Origin of the sequence: Natronorubrum tibetense GA33, assembly GCF_000383975.1 — an archaeon.
Taxonomy (GTDB): Archaea; Halobacteriota; Halobacteria; order Halobacteriales; family Natrialbaceae; genus Natronorubrum; species Natronorubrum tibetense.
Map to the genome: position 1 here is coordinate 2,567,501 of NZ_KB913017.1, position 15,649 is coordinate 2,583,149.

The window sequence follows — 15,649 nt, forward strand, 5'->3', positions numbered from 1 at the left end:
GCCCGAAACCGCCACAAGCATCGCTGCCTCGGCTCGGAACCGCCACAGGCGTGGTGGTGTTTTTGCTTCGTGGATCGATCAACCGTCGCTCGGTGTCTCGAAGTGGCCGCGACCGCGCTCGACGAACTCCTCGCGAGAGATCTCGCCCTCGAGCAGCGCCTCGAGGTCCTCGCCGACGCGCTCGGCGGCGATCGTATCGGGATAGATAACCCCCGCAGCACCCCGATCGAGGAACTCGTCGGCGGTCTCGGTCGAGTCGACGCGGACGACCCGCGGAACGTCCGCGTCGAGGTCGATGACCGCCTCGCTCCGGTCGTGTTCCGGCGTCAGCGAGACGACGAGCGCGGCGTCTTCGAGCCGCGCCAGCTCCCAGACGTCTTCGTTCGACACGTCGCCGTAGACGTAGTTGTCACACTCGTCGCGGATCTCCTCGAACAGGACGGGGTTGTCCTCGACGACGAGCGTCGGCCGATCGAGGAACGAGCACGCGTCGAGGACCTGCCGACCGCCGTGTTCGAAGTCGACGATGATGACGTGGCCCTCGAGGCCCTCGGAGACGCTCGTTCGATCGCCGAGGGACTCTCCGAGCAGTCGAACGGCCCCATTGTCGCGCAGCCAGCGATTGATCGCGCCCGCGTGACGACCCGTGTACGTCGCGACGATCATCGTGATGGCGGCCGCGAGGACGATTGCGTCGAAGACCGGGGGTGTGATCTGACCGGCCGCGAACGCCTCGAGCGCGATGAAGAGGCTGAAGATACTCACCTGATCGAGCGTGAGACCGGTCATGACCGCCGTTCGACCGTCGAACCCGCTTCTGAGCAGGATGAACGCGACGAGCAGCGGGTTGAGGATCAGGACCGCGACGACCAACGTGAGGGTGTACCCGATCGTCTCGAGCGTCGGAATCGTCAGCAACGCGCCGAGCGTGACGAAGAAGATCGGCGAGAAGAAGTCCTCTAAGTCGTCGACGGTATCGACTAACTCGAGCGAGTGAGGGTAGTCGTCGGCGATGGCGATGCCGGCGGCGAACGCGCCGACGACAATCGAGAGGTCGGCCGCCTCGGCGAGCGCGATGAACCCGACGACGAAGGAGATGCCGAGCAGCATCATCACCTCCGGGTCGCCCTGGAGTCGGGCGGTCAGCCGGTGGAAGAGGAGATAGCGAATCCCGAGTGCCAGGACGAACAGCCCGCCACCGACCGCGACCTGCTCCCAGGCGGGAGCCGCCGCGTAGACGAACGCGCTCAGCCCGAGTACGACCAGCACGCCGAGGAGGTCCTCCGTGAAGTGGATCGACTCCGCCAGCCGTTCGTACGTCGGCCGGGCGCCGTTCTCGTCGTCCAGATAGCTGGTCGCCACGAGGGACGAACTCAACGCGGCGGCGATGCCCAGGTAGCCGGCGTTCAACGGGTCGAGCCCGAACGCGAGGCCGAGACTGAACGTTAGTGCACCCACGATCGACGCCTGCAGGAGGCCGACGGTGACGCTGATCCGTCCGGTCGACCGGAACGCCTCCACGTCGACGTGGATCCCGAAGAGGAAGACGAGGAAGGCGATCCCCCACTGTGCGAGGTCGAGCAGCTGTGTTTCGTCTATCACCGCCCCAGCCAGCGCTCCCGCGAGCAGGTAAAACGGGATCACCGACAGCCCCTTCTGGGCGGCAACGAGCAGCAAGACAGCTGCGAGGACGAAGATGAGCGTCAGCGCGAACAGGATCTCATACATCGGTATCACCTCCGGTCGCGTCGGCGTCGTCCGATCGGTTCGAGCCACCGGACCCGGCCGCGTCGCCGGGGTCGTACCGTACGTCTTGGCTACCGAGGTCGACCGTCTCGTCCGCCCGCTGCGAGCGGTCGCGAGCCCGTGCGTTCAATTCCTCGAGCCGGCGTTCGAACGCCTCGCGGTCGTCGATCGTCTCGAGTAAGTTCGCGAGTTCGTCGCCGACGATCCCCCGTTCGAGGACGACGTAGTCGGCCCCGTGCTCGAGGAGCGCCGCCGCCTCGTCCTCGGTCGTTGCGGTGACGATCGAGAGCGCGTCGGGGCTGTCCTCGACTAGACGGAGGGTGACGTCTGCTCGCTGCGCGACGCTGACGAGCACCTCGGCCCCGGAGAGGTTCGCCTCCTGTCGGATATCGCCGTGTCTGGCGTTGCCGAAGATGAAGCCGTGTTCGCCGTCCATCAGTTCCCCGACGTACTCGGCGCGGTCCTCGACGAAGACGACCTCGTCGACGTCGTCCTCGAGAACCGCCGCGAGTCCGCCCGAGAGCCGGCTGTAGCCGACGATCACCGCGTGATCAGCGTACTCGACCGGCTGCGCCTCGACGGTGTCCTCGCGCTCGAGTCGCTCGAGATACGGTCTGACATACGCGTAGATCTGGCGGTTGTAAATGACATAGTACGTCGAGATGGGCATCGTGATCAGCGCCATCAGGCTGAGGAAGCCGAGGATCCCCTCCTCGATGAATCCCTGATCGACCGCGAGCGCGCCAAGTACCAGCGAGAACTCGCTGACCTGGAGCATCGAGATCGTGCCGAGGAAGGAGGTCTCGATATCGAAGCGCTGGCTGTAGAACAGCCCGAAGACGATGCAGAAGTTGATCACGATCAGGAGGAACGCCGCGGCGACCGCCTCTTGCCAGTAGGCCAGCAGCTGGCCGACTTCCATCTGGAGGGCGATGCTCGCGAAGAAGATCGCGATGAAGAAGTTCGTCGCCGGGCGCATTCGCTCCTTGAGCTCCGTGCTGTAGGGAAGCTGTGCGAGCGCGAGGCCCGCGAGGAACGCACCGATCTCGATAGAGAGATCGAGGCTCTCGGCGGCGAAAATGAAGAGAAACGCCCAGGCGATGCCGACGGTGAAGAGGGTGCTCTTGTTGGCGGCGCTGGCCCGGAGCAACGCCGGAAGGAGGTAGTTGCTCGCGAGGTAGGCGACGACGCCGATGACGCCCATCAGGAGGAGGACGCGACCGATGCTAAACGCGATCTCGCCGACGTTGTCGACGGCGCCGACGGCGAGAATCGCGAGCGCCATGACGAGGTAGATGTCCTGAAAGATGAGGATCCCGACGTCGACCTTCCCGTACAGTTCTTTCAGGTCGTCCTTGTCCCCGAGCACTTTGACGATGATCGGCGTCGCACCGAACGTCGTCGCGAGCGCGATCATCAGCGACTGATAGAGCGTGAAGCCGAGCAAGAGGGCGACGCCCGTCGACGCGATCGCCTGCAACACGGCCTGTCCGAGCGCGATCGCCCCGACGGGGCGCATGATCTCTCGAATGTCGTCGAATCGCATCTCGATGCCCAGCAAGAAGAGGAGAAAGCCGAGACCGAGTTCGGCGACGATCTCGATCAACTGGTCCTCGGCCACGATCCCGAGGCCGATCGGCCCGACGATGACTCCTGTCAGGACGTAGGCGACGATCGTCGGCTGCTTGGTCAGTCTGGCGGCGTAGCTGAGGACGGCCGCAGCCACGATGAGCAACGCGAAATCCGTTGCCAGTGCGATTCCCCCGAGAGACATTGTCCAACTGATATCGTACTTGCGACGACTCGACGCCGTTCAAAACGGGATACCCGATACTGTCGGAAAAGCGTTGGCGCTGCACATATCTCGCGTGAAAACTGGAATACAGTAGCCCGTATCCCGCTGCCGCGGCGTCTACGCCGCGCGCGGGAAGTTGTCGATCGTCTCCGCGCGGAACGCCTCCTCGTCGAACTCGTACTCACCGTCGAGGAACTCGAGGACCTGCTGTGTGTCCTGAAGCGCGTTTTTCAGACACGTCGACGCGCCGGGCGACGGCGTGATGTTGAAGATGATGTCGTCGCCGACGAGTTTCGCCTCGCCCATATCGAGGGACTTCGTCTTCGTGTCGACGATCTGGGGACGGACGCCACCGTACCCTTTGGCGCGCTGAATATCCTCGAGTTCGACGCTCGGGACGACCTTCTGGACGTGGGGAAGGAACTGCCGCGGGCCGACCTCCGGGACGTCGTAGATGAGGTTTCGCAGCACGTACGGCAGGAGGATCCGATCGGAGAGAATGTTCCCGTAGCTGAGAAACGCCGACGCGTTCAGCCCGAACACGTCGAGGAAGTCCTTCACGGTCGAGATTCGGCCGCGCTCGAGCGTCGGAACGAGTTTCGCGGTCGGTCCGAACCGGGTAACGCTGGGGTCGTGAACGTCGGCATCGCCGTGAACCGCGGCGAACGGCAGTTTCTTCATCTGTAGCGTGTAGACCTTCCCGTTCAGGAGATCGTCCGCGAGGAAGAAGCTCCCGGCGATGGGGAGCAACACCTTGTCCTGCCCGTAGCCGAGTTCCTTCGCGATCTGGAGGCTGTGCGAGCCGGCCGCGACGACGGTCGTGTCACAGTCGAACCGTCCGTTGTTCGTCTCGATCGTGTAGCCGTCAAGCGTAGGCGTGATATCTTTGACTTCGGTTCCGGTGAAGACGTCGACGTTCGGTTCCTCGTCAGCCTGCTCGACGAGCGAGCGCGTCGTCTCGCCGTAGTCGACGACGTAGCCGTCCGCGGTCTGCAGCGCGAGCATCTCCTTTGCGGGATCGCGGCCCTCGACGACCTTCGGTTCGATCTCCGCGATCTCTTCGCGGCCGATCGCTCGAAGTTTCGGGAAGAGGTCGCCGAACCCTTCTTCCTCGTACCGGCGCTCGAGTTGGTCGACCTCCTCGTCGCCGACCCCGAGCACCATCTTGCTCCGTTTGTCGTGCATCTCCCGGTCGGGGTCGTGATTCTCCAGGTAGCCCGCGAGGAGCTCCGCTCCTTCTTTGACGTCTTCGGCCTTCTCGAGCGTGTAGTTCGTCTCGATATCTCCGAAGTGGAGCGTCTGGGAGTTGTTCGTGTGATCCGTGTTGATCGCTGCGACCGACGGCTCCTTTTCGACCAACGCGATGGAGTCAATATCGGAGAACTTTGCCGTCGTGTACAGAAGGGAGGCCCCACTGATCCCGCCACCGACGATAACGAGGTCGTATTTGCCAGACATGATTGGTTCTACTATATACCCTACCCGAACCTCACGACTCCGCACAGATAACTCATATTTTTTCGAGCGGGTTTTCGATAATCGACGAACGGGGTATCGACAGCACTCTTTTCGACAATTCGAGTCGGGCAAAATAGCCCCGGTAGATAGGTCGGAGGACGGGGTGTTGGCCGCGTTCGCGCTCGTCGATCAGCGAACGTCCGAACTCGAGGCGCGAGAGAGCAGATAGACGGCCACTCCGCCGAACGCGACGCCCAGTCCCGCGAGGACGGCGACGGCGGGGACGATCGTGTTGAACGCGCCGTCGAACGCCGTCACGTCGAGGACGGTCGTCACGTCTTCGTCGAGCATGATCGCACGCGCCGCGTCGACGCCGTACGTGACGGGATTGATCCGGGCGAACGTCTGGATCCAGTTCGGCAGCACCTCAAGCGGGAGAAAGGCACTCGAGAGGAACAACAGCGGGAACTGTAACAGGTTCGCGCCGATGATCGTCGACTCCTGATCCCGGGTCAAGACGGCGAGGGTGTTCGAGAACGCGATAAACCAGAGCGAAAACACGATTCCGACGGCGATGATTCCGAGGGCACCGACGACTCCCGTCGTAATCTCCGCGCCCAGAAGGACACCCAGACCGAGAATGATTGCTATCTGCAGGGCGATACGGAACACTTCGGCGAGCGTCTTTCCGACGAAAACCGCGGTTCGGTTCATCGGCGAGACGAGCACCTTCTCGAACATGCCGTTCTCGATGTCGTTGACAAGCCCGATCCCGGAGGTGACCGCCGACGCGAGCGCGACCTGGATCGCGATGGCCGGCACGAGGAAGGTGGTGTAGTCGACGCCCGGGCCCAGCCCCTCACTTACCGCACCGCCGGCCACATTGCCGAACACCTCCGTGAACAATACGAGGAAGATGAACGGCTGTGCGAGCGAGACGACGAGGACGAACGGGTTTCGGACGGCCTTCAGGTTCCAGCGCTTGAAGTTGACCCAGACGTCCCCGGCGAACGTGTTGGACGAGCGCGGAACCGAATCCCGCTCCGACCGCGGAGTTGTCGGAGCGCTCACGACGCGTCCTCCCTTCCAGCGGCAGCTTCCGTCCCGACGGTCCCGGCAGTATCGACGCCACCGGCTGTCGACTCGGTATCGACACGTTCGCCGGTGATCGCGAGGAACACGTCGTCCAGCGTCGGCGCGCGAACGTTGAATCCGGTGACTGTCAGTCCCGCGTCCCGAAGCGCAACGAGGAGATCCGTTCCCGACTCACGGGCCGTTTCTGCGGTGACGCTGATCCCTGTTTCGGTCTCCTCGACGGTCGCGTCGTCGAAGGCCTCGAACTCTCCGGCGATCTCGACGGCCCGCGTTTTGGCATCCTCGCCGTCTTGTAACTCGATATCGAGCACGTCGCCGCCGACCTGCCGTTTCAACTCGTCCGGCGAGCCGTCGGCGACGATCCCGCCGTCGAGGATCACCGCCAGCCGCTCGCAGAGCTGATCGGCTTCCTCTAGGTACTGCGTCGTCAGGAACACAGTCGTTCCACGCTCGTTGATTCGCCGAAAGTACTCCCACAGTCGATTGCGCGCCTTCGGATCGAGCCCGGTGGTCGGCTCGTCGAGAAAGACGAGCGGCGGCCGGTGAACCAGCGCCGTCGCGGCGTCGAGGCGCTTTTTCATCCCGCCGGAGAACCCCTCCGAGCGTTTGTCGGCGACGGCCGTGAGGTCGACGAGATCGAGCAGTTCGGCGGTTCGGTCGTCGCGTTCGCCGCGCGGAACGCCGTAGGCCTCACACGCGAACCGGATATTTTCCTCGGCGGTAAGTTCCGGATCGATACTCGTCTCCTGGGCCATGTAGCCGATCGACTCGCGGATCTTCCGCGGCTCCGTTCGGACGTCGAATCCGTTGACTCGCACCTCGCCGGCCGTCGGCGAGAGGAGCGTCGCGAGAACCTTGATCGCCGTCGTCTTGCCCGCGCCGTTAGGTCCTAAAAACCCGAAGAACTCGCCGTCGTCGACCGTCAGATCGACGCCGTCGACCGCCGTCGTCCCGTCGCCGTAGGTCAACTCGAGTTCGTCGATCTCGATGGATGGGGCCGTCGGCGGCGTCGTTCGGTCCATCGCTCCCTGTTGTGACTGCTCGCACTGGGTTTCAGCATCCGCTACTGATCGGTCGTTCGACATAGCGTCGGTACGGGATCTGACCTGAAATACGCCCCCCTTCGAAATCGGGGAGTCGCTACGAAAATCGAAGCGTTAGAGTTCGTACGTTATCGCCCATCGATGGAGGTGGCCGAACACCGGGAAGATCGATCGGGCTTTTTCGGTCGGCGCGTACTCGACTCGCGGCGGCACCTCGTCGTACGCGGTTCGCTCGACCAACACGGTCCCGTTTCACGACGACCGAGTGCGAGTCGTTGCGGGCAATGTCTACACTGGCGACGGCGTTCTCGACGCGGTCCGGGGCGCGGACGCGGTCGTGAGCGTCCTCGGACAGGGAGAGGACTCGCCGACCGATCTCCTGTCCGTCGCCGGCGAGAACATCAGTCGCGCGATGGCCGAGACCGGCGTCTCGAGATTCGTGACGCTCGTCGGTGCAGGGGTCCGTGAGGACGGCGAATCGGTCTCGCTCGGCGGCAAAATGATGGGGGTCCTGCTGAAGTTACTCGCTCGAGTCGTCCTCGAGGACGCTGAATCTCACGTCGAACACGTCCGGGCGACGGACCTGGACTGGACGGTCGTCCGCGTCCCTCGACTCGGCGAGGGCGACCCGTCGGGGGAGTACCGGGCCGGCGACGTCGACCTCGGATTCGAGGCGATCGACCGAGCCGACGTCGCCCGGTTTATCCTCGATAGCCTCGAGAACGACGAGTACAGCCGACGAATGCCGAAGGTGGGGCCTGCGTAGCACGCCCCCTCGGCCCATCGTCTCCTCGAGTCGCCGGGAGGCCCCTTTCACGCTCGAGTCGTCGGTAACGCCACGAAGAACGTCGATCCCTCTCCGGACGCTGAGTCGACCCGGATCTTACCGTCGCGTCGGTCGACGACGAGTACACAGCGGTTGGCATCAGCGACGCGCTCGCTGCGACACGAGTCGAGACCCCAGTCTCAGCATCCGGATGGGTCCGACGAGCGTTTACGTGTTCGCCGATGATGTGAAACGTGGATTCGAAGGTAGTTAGTCGACGATGGGCGGAACGGTCCGGAGAGTACTCGCCAGAATATTACGCCTACTACGGGCCGAACGAGACGAGCGAGACCATCTGTGACACGCTCGAGCAGTTCGTCGACCGAGACGCGTCTATCCTCGAACTCGGCTGCAGTTCCGGTCGCCATCTCGCCCACCTGTACGAACACGGCTTCGAATCTCTCTCGGGAATCGACGTCAACAACGACGCGTTCGACGTGATGAGGGAGACGTACCCCGAACTCGCCGCCGAGGGAACGTTCTACCACGACCGGATCGAAGACGTCGTCGACGATTTCGAGGAGAACCAGTTCGACGTCGTCTACTCGGTTGAGACGCTTCAGCACCTGCATCCGGACGTCGAGTGGGTCTTCGAGGACCTCGCACGCATCACCGACGACCTCCTCATCACGGTCGAGAACGAAGGGGAAAACGAGAGCGAGCCGGCGCAGTCGGCCGACCCCGACGTGACCTACGTCAACGACGAGTTCCCCCTGTATCACCGCAACTGGAACCAGGTGTTCACCGAGTTCGCGTTCGACGAGGTCGACGCGGAATCGGGCAAGCGGGATACCGTCCGAACGTTCCGCTCGACGGCGGAGTGAGCTAACCGCGTTCGGCGTAGTCGTCCGCGCCGAACGGGGTCTCTGACTCGTGAGGCGTCCGCCTTCAACTTGTGACGCGTCTGTCCGCCGGCTGACCGGTGTGGCCGGTTCCACCCGCGATAGTCGGATGGGGCGTCTACTCCGCGTACGGCTCCCAGCGGGTGAACTTATTCGGCTGCCGTGCGAACGAACGATTATGACTGAGTACCGCGGAACCTGGGACGCAGACGAGGTCGAGGGGTTTCTCCGCGAGGCGACGATCCCGATTCGACTCGCCACCCATCGGCCGGACGGCTCGCTGTGGCTCGTAACGCTATGGTATCGCTATCGAGACGGCGTACTCGAGTGTGCGACGCAGTCGACCGCGGACGTGGTGGGCTTTCTCCGCAACGATCCGGATGTCGCGTTCGACATCTCGACGAATCAGATCCCCTACCGCGGAATCAGGGGGAACGGTACCGTCACGATCTCGGCCGACGACGGCACGCCCGTTCTGCGCGACCTCGTCGATCGCTATCTCGAGAGCGATGACTCCTCGCTCGCCAGGTGGTTGCTCTCGGACGAGCGCGAGGAGGTCTGTCTTCGACTCGAGCCGCGGGAGATCTACAGCTGGGACTTCAGCGATCGGATGGGTGGGACCACCGACGAGTAGGTCGAATTCGTCGGCTCGGTTTCGGAGACGTGTTCCCCGATTGTGGTGTACGCAGTGATTTCCAGCCGCTGCGATATCGAGATGCGGGTCGATGCGAGTAGCGCTCGTCGGTGCCTCGACTTTTTGCGGTTGCATTCGAGTCGGTAGCGCCTCGATAACAACGGTTGTGCGGGTACTCCGATGTGGGTGTGCAGTGCGCGCGGCGGATTCCGTGTCCTTTGGTAAAATGACCCAAACAGCTACGTTCGAAACTCACCTATCTCTACAGCAGGGAAATGCCACGCCAGCCGTACGCGATGGCCGGCACGCACCGGTCGGAAAGCCGACGTTAGAGCCTATTGCCTGGTAGATGATTCGAACCATACTCGTTCTCTTCGCGGCGCTCTCGACCCGCGTTCGAGAGCGGTTGCGGAATCCTACCTACATCGACCCGGAATGGGTCCGGATCGATACGCGATCACTGGCCGTCTTTCGTATCGTCGCGGGAGCGCTCATCATCGCGGATATCTTGCTCCGCTCGCGAAACTTCGGGTTCTTCTACACCGAAGACGGCGTCGTTCCGCAGTCGCTGGCGATGGAGCTATCAGCCGACAACGCCTTTTCCGTCTACTACCTCACGACTGATTCGACGATCATCGCGGCCCTGTTCGTCGTGCAAGTCCTGGTCGCGCTCCAACTCATCGTCGGCTACAAGACGACGCTCGCGACTATCTTCTCCTTCCTGCTCGTCATCTCGCTGGACCACCACAACCCGTTAGTGCTCAGCTACGCGGACGTGCTTTTCCGGCTGTTGTTGTTCTGGGCTATCTTCCTCCCGCTCGGGGAACGGTGGTCCGTCGACGCCCTCCACGCCGAATCGGACGCGCGCGCCGGCATCACGAGTCTCGCCTCCGCCGCGATACTGGCCCAGATCGTCTACATGTACTTCCACAACGGCTACCACAAGACGGAGTCCGAACTGTGGACCGGCGGGGAGGCGACCCCCCTGATCATGGGGCTCGACAACACGACGTTCCTCCTCGGCGAGTTCACGCGGAACGTCCCAACGCTCCTCCAGTACGGCGGACTGACGTGGTATTACATGCTGCTCTTCTCGTGGCTCCTCTTGCTCCTCCGCGGACGGGCCCGAACGCTTCTCGTCGCGATGTTCATCGGCGGCCACGCCTCGTTCGCCATCACGGTCCGGATCGGCGCGTTTCCGTACGTCTCGATGATGGGGCTGGTACTCTTCTTACAGATGTCGTTTTGGGACGATTTGTCCGCCGTACGTCGTTCCGTCCCCGTCGACAGCGGCCGGTTCGCGTCGCCTCGAGGCGAACTCGAGCGACTCGGCTCTCGGTTCCCGAAGGTCGAATTCGACTCCAAAACCCGGAGACGGATCACGTCGGGTCTCTCGACGCTCGTGCTGGCGCTCGCGATCGTGTCGGTCCTGGTGATTCCGGTGGTGTCACATCTGCCAATCGCCGGCTTTGTCGACGACGAGGACGGTCCCAAGGAGCGAGTCGACGACACCGCGGCGATCATCGGCGTCGATCAGCCGGAGTGGAGTGTCTTCGCCCCCCATCCGCGAACCTCCGACCGGTACTACGTCTTCCCGGCGGCGACCGCAGACGGCGATTCGATCGACGTTTACAACGATCGGGCGGTCACGTACGAACGGCCGTACGAAGAACTCCAGCAACAGTTCGGGACGTACCGGGAACGGTTCTACATGAACAGCGTCAGGAGCGGCGGTCCCGACGACGTCGTCTCGGCGACGCTCGCGGACCATCTCTGTGAGACGTGGCAGGACGACCACGGCGAGGAACTCACGCAGGTCAACATGTACGTCGTCGTCGAGGACGTGACGCTCGAAACGATCGACGAGCCGGCGGATCGCGACAGGGAAATATACCCGATCTACGCCCACGGCTGCGGCGACAACAAGCCGCGTGAGATCGCGCCGCCTGAGTGATGGGTATCGGCGATCGCTGCTCGAGGATTAGGGTCGACACGCTTGCTCCCGGCTGGTACGTGGACTCGATCTCGCTCTCGACGAGCCCCCAGAAACGGACCGATTCTTGTGCGTTCGCAGACCAACGTGCGTATGGACGCGCCATCACTCGAGTTCCCGCCGGTCGGCCTCGGAACCATGGGTATCGACGATCCCGCGGTAATCGAGACCGCACTCGAACTGGGCTATCGCCACCTCGACACCGCACAGATCTACGAGAACGAGTCCGTCGTCGGCGAGGGGCTTGCCCGCGCGCTCGAGTCGAACGCCGTCGACCGGGACGATGTCACCGTCGCGACGAAAGTCTGGGCCGACAGCCTCGCACCCGAGGACGTCCGCCGGACGACGCGCGAGAGCCGCGAGCGACTGGGCCTCGAGACCGTCGACCTCATCTACGTCCACCGCCCGATCGACACCTACGATCCCGAAAGGACGCTTCCCGCCTTCGACGACCTCGTCGCCGATGGATTCACCCGTCACGTCGGGGTGAGCAACTTCACCGTAGACGAACTCGAGCGGGCGCGAGAGATCCTCGACGAACCGATCGCGGCCCATCAGGTCGAGTACCATCCGCTGTTCCAGCCCGAGGGCCTGCTCGAGCACGCCCGCGAGCACGGCTACCCACTGGTCGGGTACGCGCCGCTCTCCGGTGGCCGCGTTCGCGACGTTGAGGCGGTCGCTGAGGTCGCGGCAAAACACGACACGACGCCCGAAGCGGTCGCGCTCGCATGGCTAGCGTCGAAGGAGGGGCTCGTGACGATTCCGAAGGCGAGCAGTCGGGCTCATCTCGAGGCGAATCTCGAGGCAGTCGAGTTGGAACTCGAATCCGCGGATATTGGGCGGATTGACGGTCTCGAGCGGGAAGAGGAGCTGTTTCCGGAGTGAATTCGTTCTCGAGGCCGGTGGCCGTGTCTGGTCGGTCTCGGCGAACGCCGACTCCGAACCGGGTCGAGCCAGTAGAGAGACGAACGGAAGATACTGATCGGTCGCAACCAATCGATAGACCAGGCCCACGGCGAGATTCGGATTCGCCTTCGACCAGGGTGGAGTTGCCGTGCTGCGTCGATCCGTCGGGACGGACGGCTGTTCGACGGTGAATGTCGACTTCCCGCAGCAGTATCGATCTATTTGGATTCGGACTTCTTCTCGCCACTACACATCGTTGCTCAGACTGGCAAGTACGACATCGAGAGCAGCTAGAAGGCGGTCTGCGTGTTCCTTCTCGAACACGAGCGGAGGGCGGATCTTCAACACGTTATCGTGCTTCCCGGACGTACCGACGAGGATTCGACGTTGCCGAAGTCGATTGACGACTTCCGTCGCTTCGTCAGTTGCTGGCGTCCACGTCTCTCGGTCGGAGACGAGTTCCACACCGACCATGAGTCCGCTCCGTCGAATCTCGCCGATACGTTCGTACTTCGTAGCCAACTCCGATAGGCCGGAGTGGAGATACTCGCCGACTTCGGCGGCCTGTCTCAGAACCTGTTCGTTTTCGAGAACGTCGAGGACTGTGAGGGCCGCGACGGACGATACCGGATTTCCGCCGAACGTGCTGAATATGCCGGAGCCATCACGGAGCGTCGACAGGATCTCAGATCGCGTCACGACGGCGGCAACGGGGTAGCCGTTCCCCATCGGTTTGCCCATCGTGACGATGTCCGGAACGATGTCTGCCTCCTGAAATCCCCACGTGTTCGAAGCGGTTCGCCCGAACCCTGCCTGTACCTCGTCGGCGATGATCAAGCCGTCCCTCTCGCGCACGCGATCGGTCATCTCGGTTAGGTGCTCGCCATTCGGAGGAAAAATCCCGGTGCTCGTAAACAGCGGATCGAACATGAACGCAGCGGCCCCTACGTTTCGGCTTTCGAGCGCATCCAGCGCACCGATCATCGGTTCTGAACGTTCGGTCGTTTCGATCCAGTGGTGACTTGATCGCTGGACTGGCGGTGCGACAGTTTCGACGTGGGCCGGCCGGTTGCCGTCCGGCCAGTACTTCGGCGACAGCGACGCCGTCGATTCCGTAATGCCGTGGTATGCGTGATCAGCGACGATAGCCCCGTCGCGTCCCGTCGCAGCGGTCGCCAGTCGCCAGGCGATATCGTTCGCCTCGCTTCCCGAGTTGACTAACAACACCCGGTCGAGCTCGTCGGGCATCGTCTCCAACAGTCGTTCGGAAAGCGTGGTAACTGCTTCGTGCAAGTACCGCGTGTTCGTCGTCAACGTCCGAGTTTGTCCGGCAACGGCCGCCGCGACGTCGCGGTTTCCGTGGCCGAGGACCTGTACGTTGTTGTACGCGTCGAGGTAGCGGCGACCGTCCTGATCGAACAGCCAGACACCGTCGCCAGCGGCGAAGTGTACGGGATCGCGATAAAAAAGCGGTGCCGGCCCGAGAACCTCGCGGCGACGCGAGCGCAGGTCGGACGTATCGGCCCGCTGGTACGGAACGTCTCCTTCCAGGGCGGCGGCTCGCAGCAGTCGCCCGATCACATCCGGACCGGTTTCATCGAGCGCGATCAACGAATCCCACACTTCGGCGACGTCGGTGGTGTTGTGTTCGTAATTCGCACCTTCCCGTACGTGCATGATCCCCCTGACGGCGAGTCGTCCCAATACGAGATCGGGCAGCAGCCGAAGTTCGTCCTCCTCGAGCGGCGTAACGGTCACGTATCCTCTGACTATGGACTGGGCCGCCGACAGCGGATCGTCCCGGCGGGGCAGGACGTTCGCAAGCACGACGGCGAGGTCGCAGACGAGCGCCGTGTAGGTGAGATCACCGAAGTCCGTGATTCCACTCACTCGGTTGTCGTCGTCGAACAGCACGTTGTTCAGCCCGAGGTCGTTGTGCACGACCTGGGCCCGAAGTGAATCGAAGACCGGGTCTACGTTCGCTTCGAAACGGTCGAGAACGCGTTCGGCGGTGGCGCGTCGCCGCTCGTCGTCGATCTGCTCGAGCATCGCGTGGAAATCGGAGGCGTACCGAAGATCCCAGAGTACGTCGTACCTCGCGTCCGGATGGAAAAAGCCCCGTAGCGCCTTCCCCATCGTTGCGACGCACTCACCGTACGCGAACAGCGCGTCGCGTGAAAGCTCCCCGGGCGAGGGACTCCGCCCTGGAACGAACGAGTACAGTTGCACAAAGTAGCTGTCGCCGTCCTCGGTGACCGTGGTCCACGGCTCTCCATCAGTTGTCGGAATGGGTTCCATTACCGGCAGGTCGAGATCGGCCCGATGTACGTGCTGAATTGCCTGCGTTCGGAGGTCGATCACGCCACGGTCGTCCGCTGAATTGAATATTTTGAGGACGAATGCGTCATCGCTATCCGTATCGATACGGAAGTTCTGATCCCGCTCACCGCCCAGTTTCGTCGCCGTTCCGGATTCTCCGAAGGCACGATCGGCGATCTTCGACGCTTTGGCGGCATCGATTGGCGGCGGGTCAGTCACGATCGGTTCGGAGCCGCGTATTTCGTCGATCATCTCACGGCCACCTTTCGACCGGAATTCATACACCGAACTGCTCCGAGTGGGCTGTTAAACATTTCGTGCAGCAGAACATCCAGTGTCCTCGAGATGTCGCTGCTGTCCGTCTCGTCGACGGCGACCCGCAACGGCTCAGTCGTCGATGGGACGTAATTCCAGCGGAAGCCGTCGACGAATCGACTCCTGCTAGCCGAGTCGCAGCGGGATCGATCTCAGCACTACTGGATTACGTCCACTCTTGTGATGAGTTCGTTATCGCATGCATTTTTATGTTGTTCACCAACAGGACGAGGGTTCCGACCGCTCTTGATCAACCGTATAGAATCACGTATTAGAATGAGGCCTCGGCACTCGAACAGGAACGACTTACATATACCGCGATATCATACCCAAAGAACCGCCACCAGAGAGCAACTTCCAGCTGTCATTATACTCTGGTATAACGTCTATCTATATGCTGCTTTCGCATGTCCGAAGTACCACTAGCACCACGGCGAGCAAGTGACGAAGTCAGAAACCTATCCGAAGACACGGCGGGTCTCGAGGTGTAGTGCTATCGTCAACGTACGGGTGAATGGATGAAAGAAGCTGAAGAACAGGGCTGTAGTCTCAGCCAGTACATCGACGATCTAACCCAAGAAGCTCGAGGGCACCGCCAAGATTGTGATATTTCAGTTGAGATAGAGTACTAAGCCCCTGATTCTATCAGCTCGCGTCTTCCAGCTCTTTACCCGGAA

General features: G+C 62.4%; 12 protein-coding genes. 5 read left to right on the forward strand and 7 right to left on the reverse strand.

What is annotated here, in order from left to right; translation table 11 throughout:
- Positions 1-78: 78 nt before the first annotated feature.
- The 6 genes from NATTI_RS0113320 to NATTI_RS0113345 all read right to left on the reverse strand — a co-directional run bounded on the left by NATTI_RS0113320 (position 79) and on the right by NATTI_RS0113345 (position 7,380).
- Positions 79-1,728: a cation:proton antiporter domain-containing protein gene (locus NATTI_RS0113320; RefSeq protein ID WP_027119154.1), complete on the reverse strand. Its 1,650-nt coding sequence runs from the start codon at positions 1,726-1,728 to the stop codon at positions 79-81.
- The gene (locus NATTI_RS0113325; RefSeq protein ID WP_019991871.1) at positions 1,721-3,520 is read right to left on the reverse strand and encodes a cation:proton antiporter; all 1,800 of its coding nucleotides are present in this window, start codon (positions 3,518-3,520) and stop codon (positions 1,721-1,723) included. The genes NATTI_RS0113320 and NATTI_RS0113325 overlap by 8 nt, the downstream gene beginning before the upstream one ends.
- A 138-nt stretch (positions 3,521-3,658) precedes the next feature.
- On the reverse strand, positions 3,659-4,999 hold the full coding sequence (locus NATTI_RS0113330) for an FAD-dependent oxidoreductase (protein ID WP_006089963.1): 1,341 nt from the start codon (positions 4,997-4,999) through the stop codon (positions 3,659-3,661).
- 189 nt (positions 5,000-5,188) lie between these two features.
- A complete protein-coding gene (locus NATTI_RS0113335) occupies positions 5,189-6,070 on the reverse strand; it encodes an ABC transporter permease (RefSeq protein ID WP_006089964.1) in 882 nt (293 codons plus the stop codon).
- Entirely contained in the window at positions 6,067-7,179 is a 1,113-nt protein-coding gene (locus NATTI_RS0113340; protein WP_019991872.1) for an ABC transporter ATP-binding protein, read from the reverse strand. Before NATTI_RS0113340 ends, NATTI_RS0113335 begins: the two co-directional genes overlap by 4 nt.
- A 72-nt stretch (positions 7,180-7,251) precedes the next feature.
- The gene (locus NATTI_RS0113345; RefSeq protein WP_006089966.1) at positions 7,252-7,380 is read right to left on the reverse strand and encodes a winged helix-turn-helix transcriptional regulator; all 129 of its coding nucleotides are present in this window, start codon (positions 7,378-7,380) and stop codon (positions 7,252-7,254) included.
- 22 nt (positions 7,381-7,402) lie between these two features.
- Here NATTI_RS0113345 and NATTI_RS0113350 point away from each other — a divergent pair, with 22 nt between their 5' ends.
- The 5 genes from NATTI_RS0113350 (at position 7,403) to NATTI_RS0113370 (ending at position 12,317) form a co-directional block, all read left to right on the forward strand.
- On the forward strand, positions 7,403-7,903 hold the full coding sequence (locus NATTI_RS0113350; protein WP_006089967.1) for an NAD(P)-dependent oxidoreductase: 501 nt from the start codon (positions 7,403-7,405) through the stop codon (positions 7,901-7,903).
- A 254-nt stretch (positions 7,904-8,157) separates the two neighbouring features.
- A complete protein-coding gene (locus tag NATTI_RS0113355) occupies positions 8,158-8,787 on the forward strand; it encodes a class I SAM-dependent methyltransferase (RefSeq protein ID WP_006089968.1) in 630 nt (209 codons plus the stop codon).
- 196 nt (positions 8,788-8,983) lie between these two features.
- Positions 8,984-9,439, forward strand: coding sequence for a pyridoxamine 5'-phosphate oxidase family protein (locus tag NATTI_RS0113360; RefSeq protein ID WP_006089969.1), 456 nt, complete (start codon positions 8,984-8,986; stop codon positions 9,437-9,439).
- Positions 9,440-9,788: 349 nt separating this feature from the next.
- On the forward strand, positions 9,789-11,393 hold the full coding sequence (locus NATTI_RS0113365) for an HTTM domain-containing protein (RefSeq protein WP_006089970.1): 1,605 nt from the start codon (positions 9,789-9,791) through the stop codon (positions 11,391-11,393).
- A 132-nt stretch (positions 11,394-11,525) separates the two neighbouring features.
- Positions 11,526-12,317, forward strand: a complete 792-nt coding sequence (locus NATTI_RS0113370; protein WP_006089971.1) for an aldo/keto reductase — start codon at positions 11,526-11,528, stop codon at positions 12,315-12,317.
- A 267-nt stretch (positions 12,318-12,584) separates the two neighbouring features.
- Here NATTI_RS0113370 and NATTI_RS0113375 read toward each other — a convergent pair whose 3' ends face one another.
- The gene (locus tag NATTI_RS0113375) at positions 12,585-14,909 is read right to left on the reverse strand and encodes an aminotransferase class III-fold pyridoxal phosphate-dependent enzyme (protein WP_006089972.1); all 2,325 of its coding nucleotides are present in this window, start codon (positions 14,907-14,909) and stop codon (positions 12,585-12,587) included.
- Between the last annotated feature and the right edge of the window lie 740 nt (positions 14,910-15,649).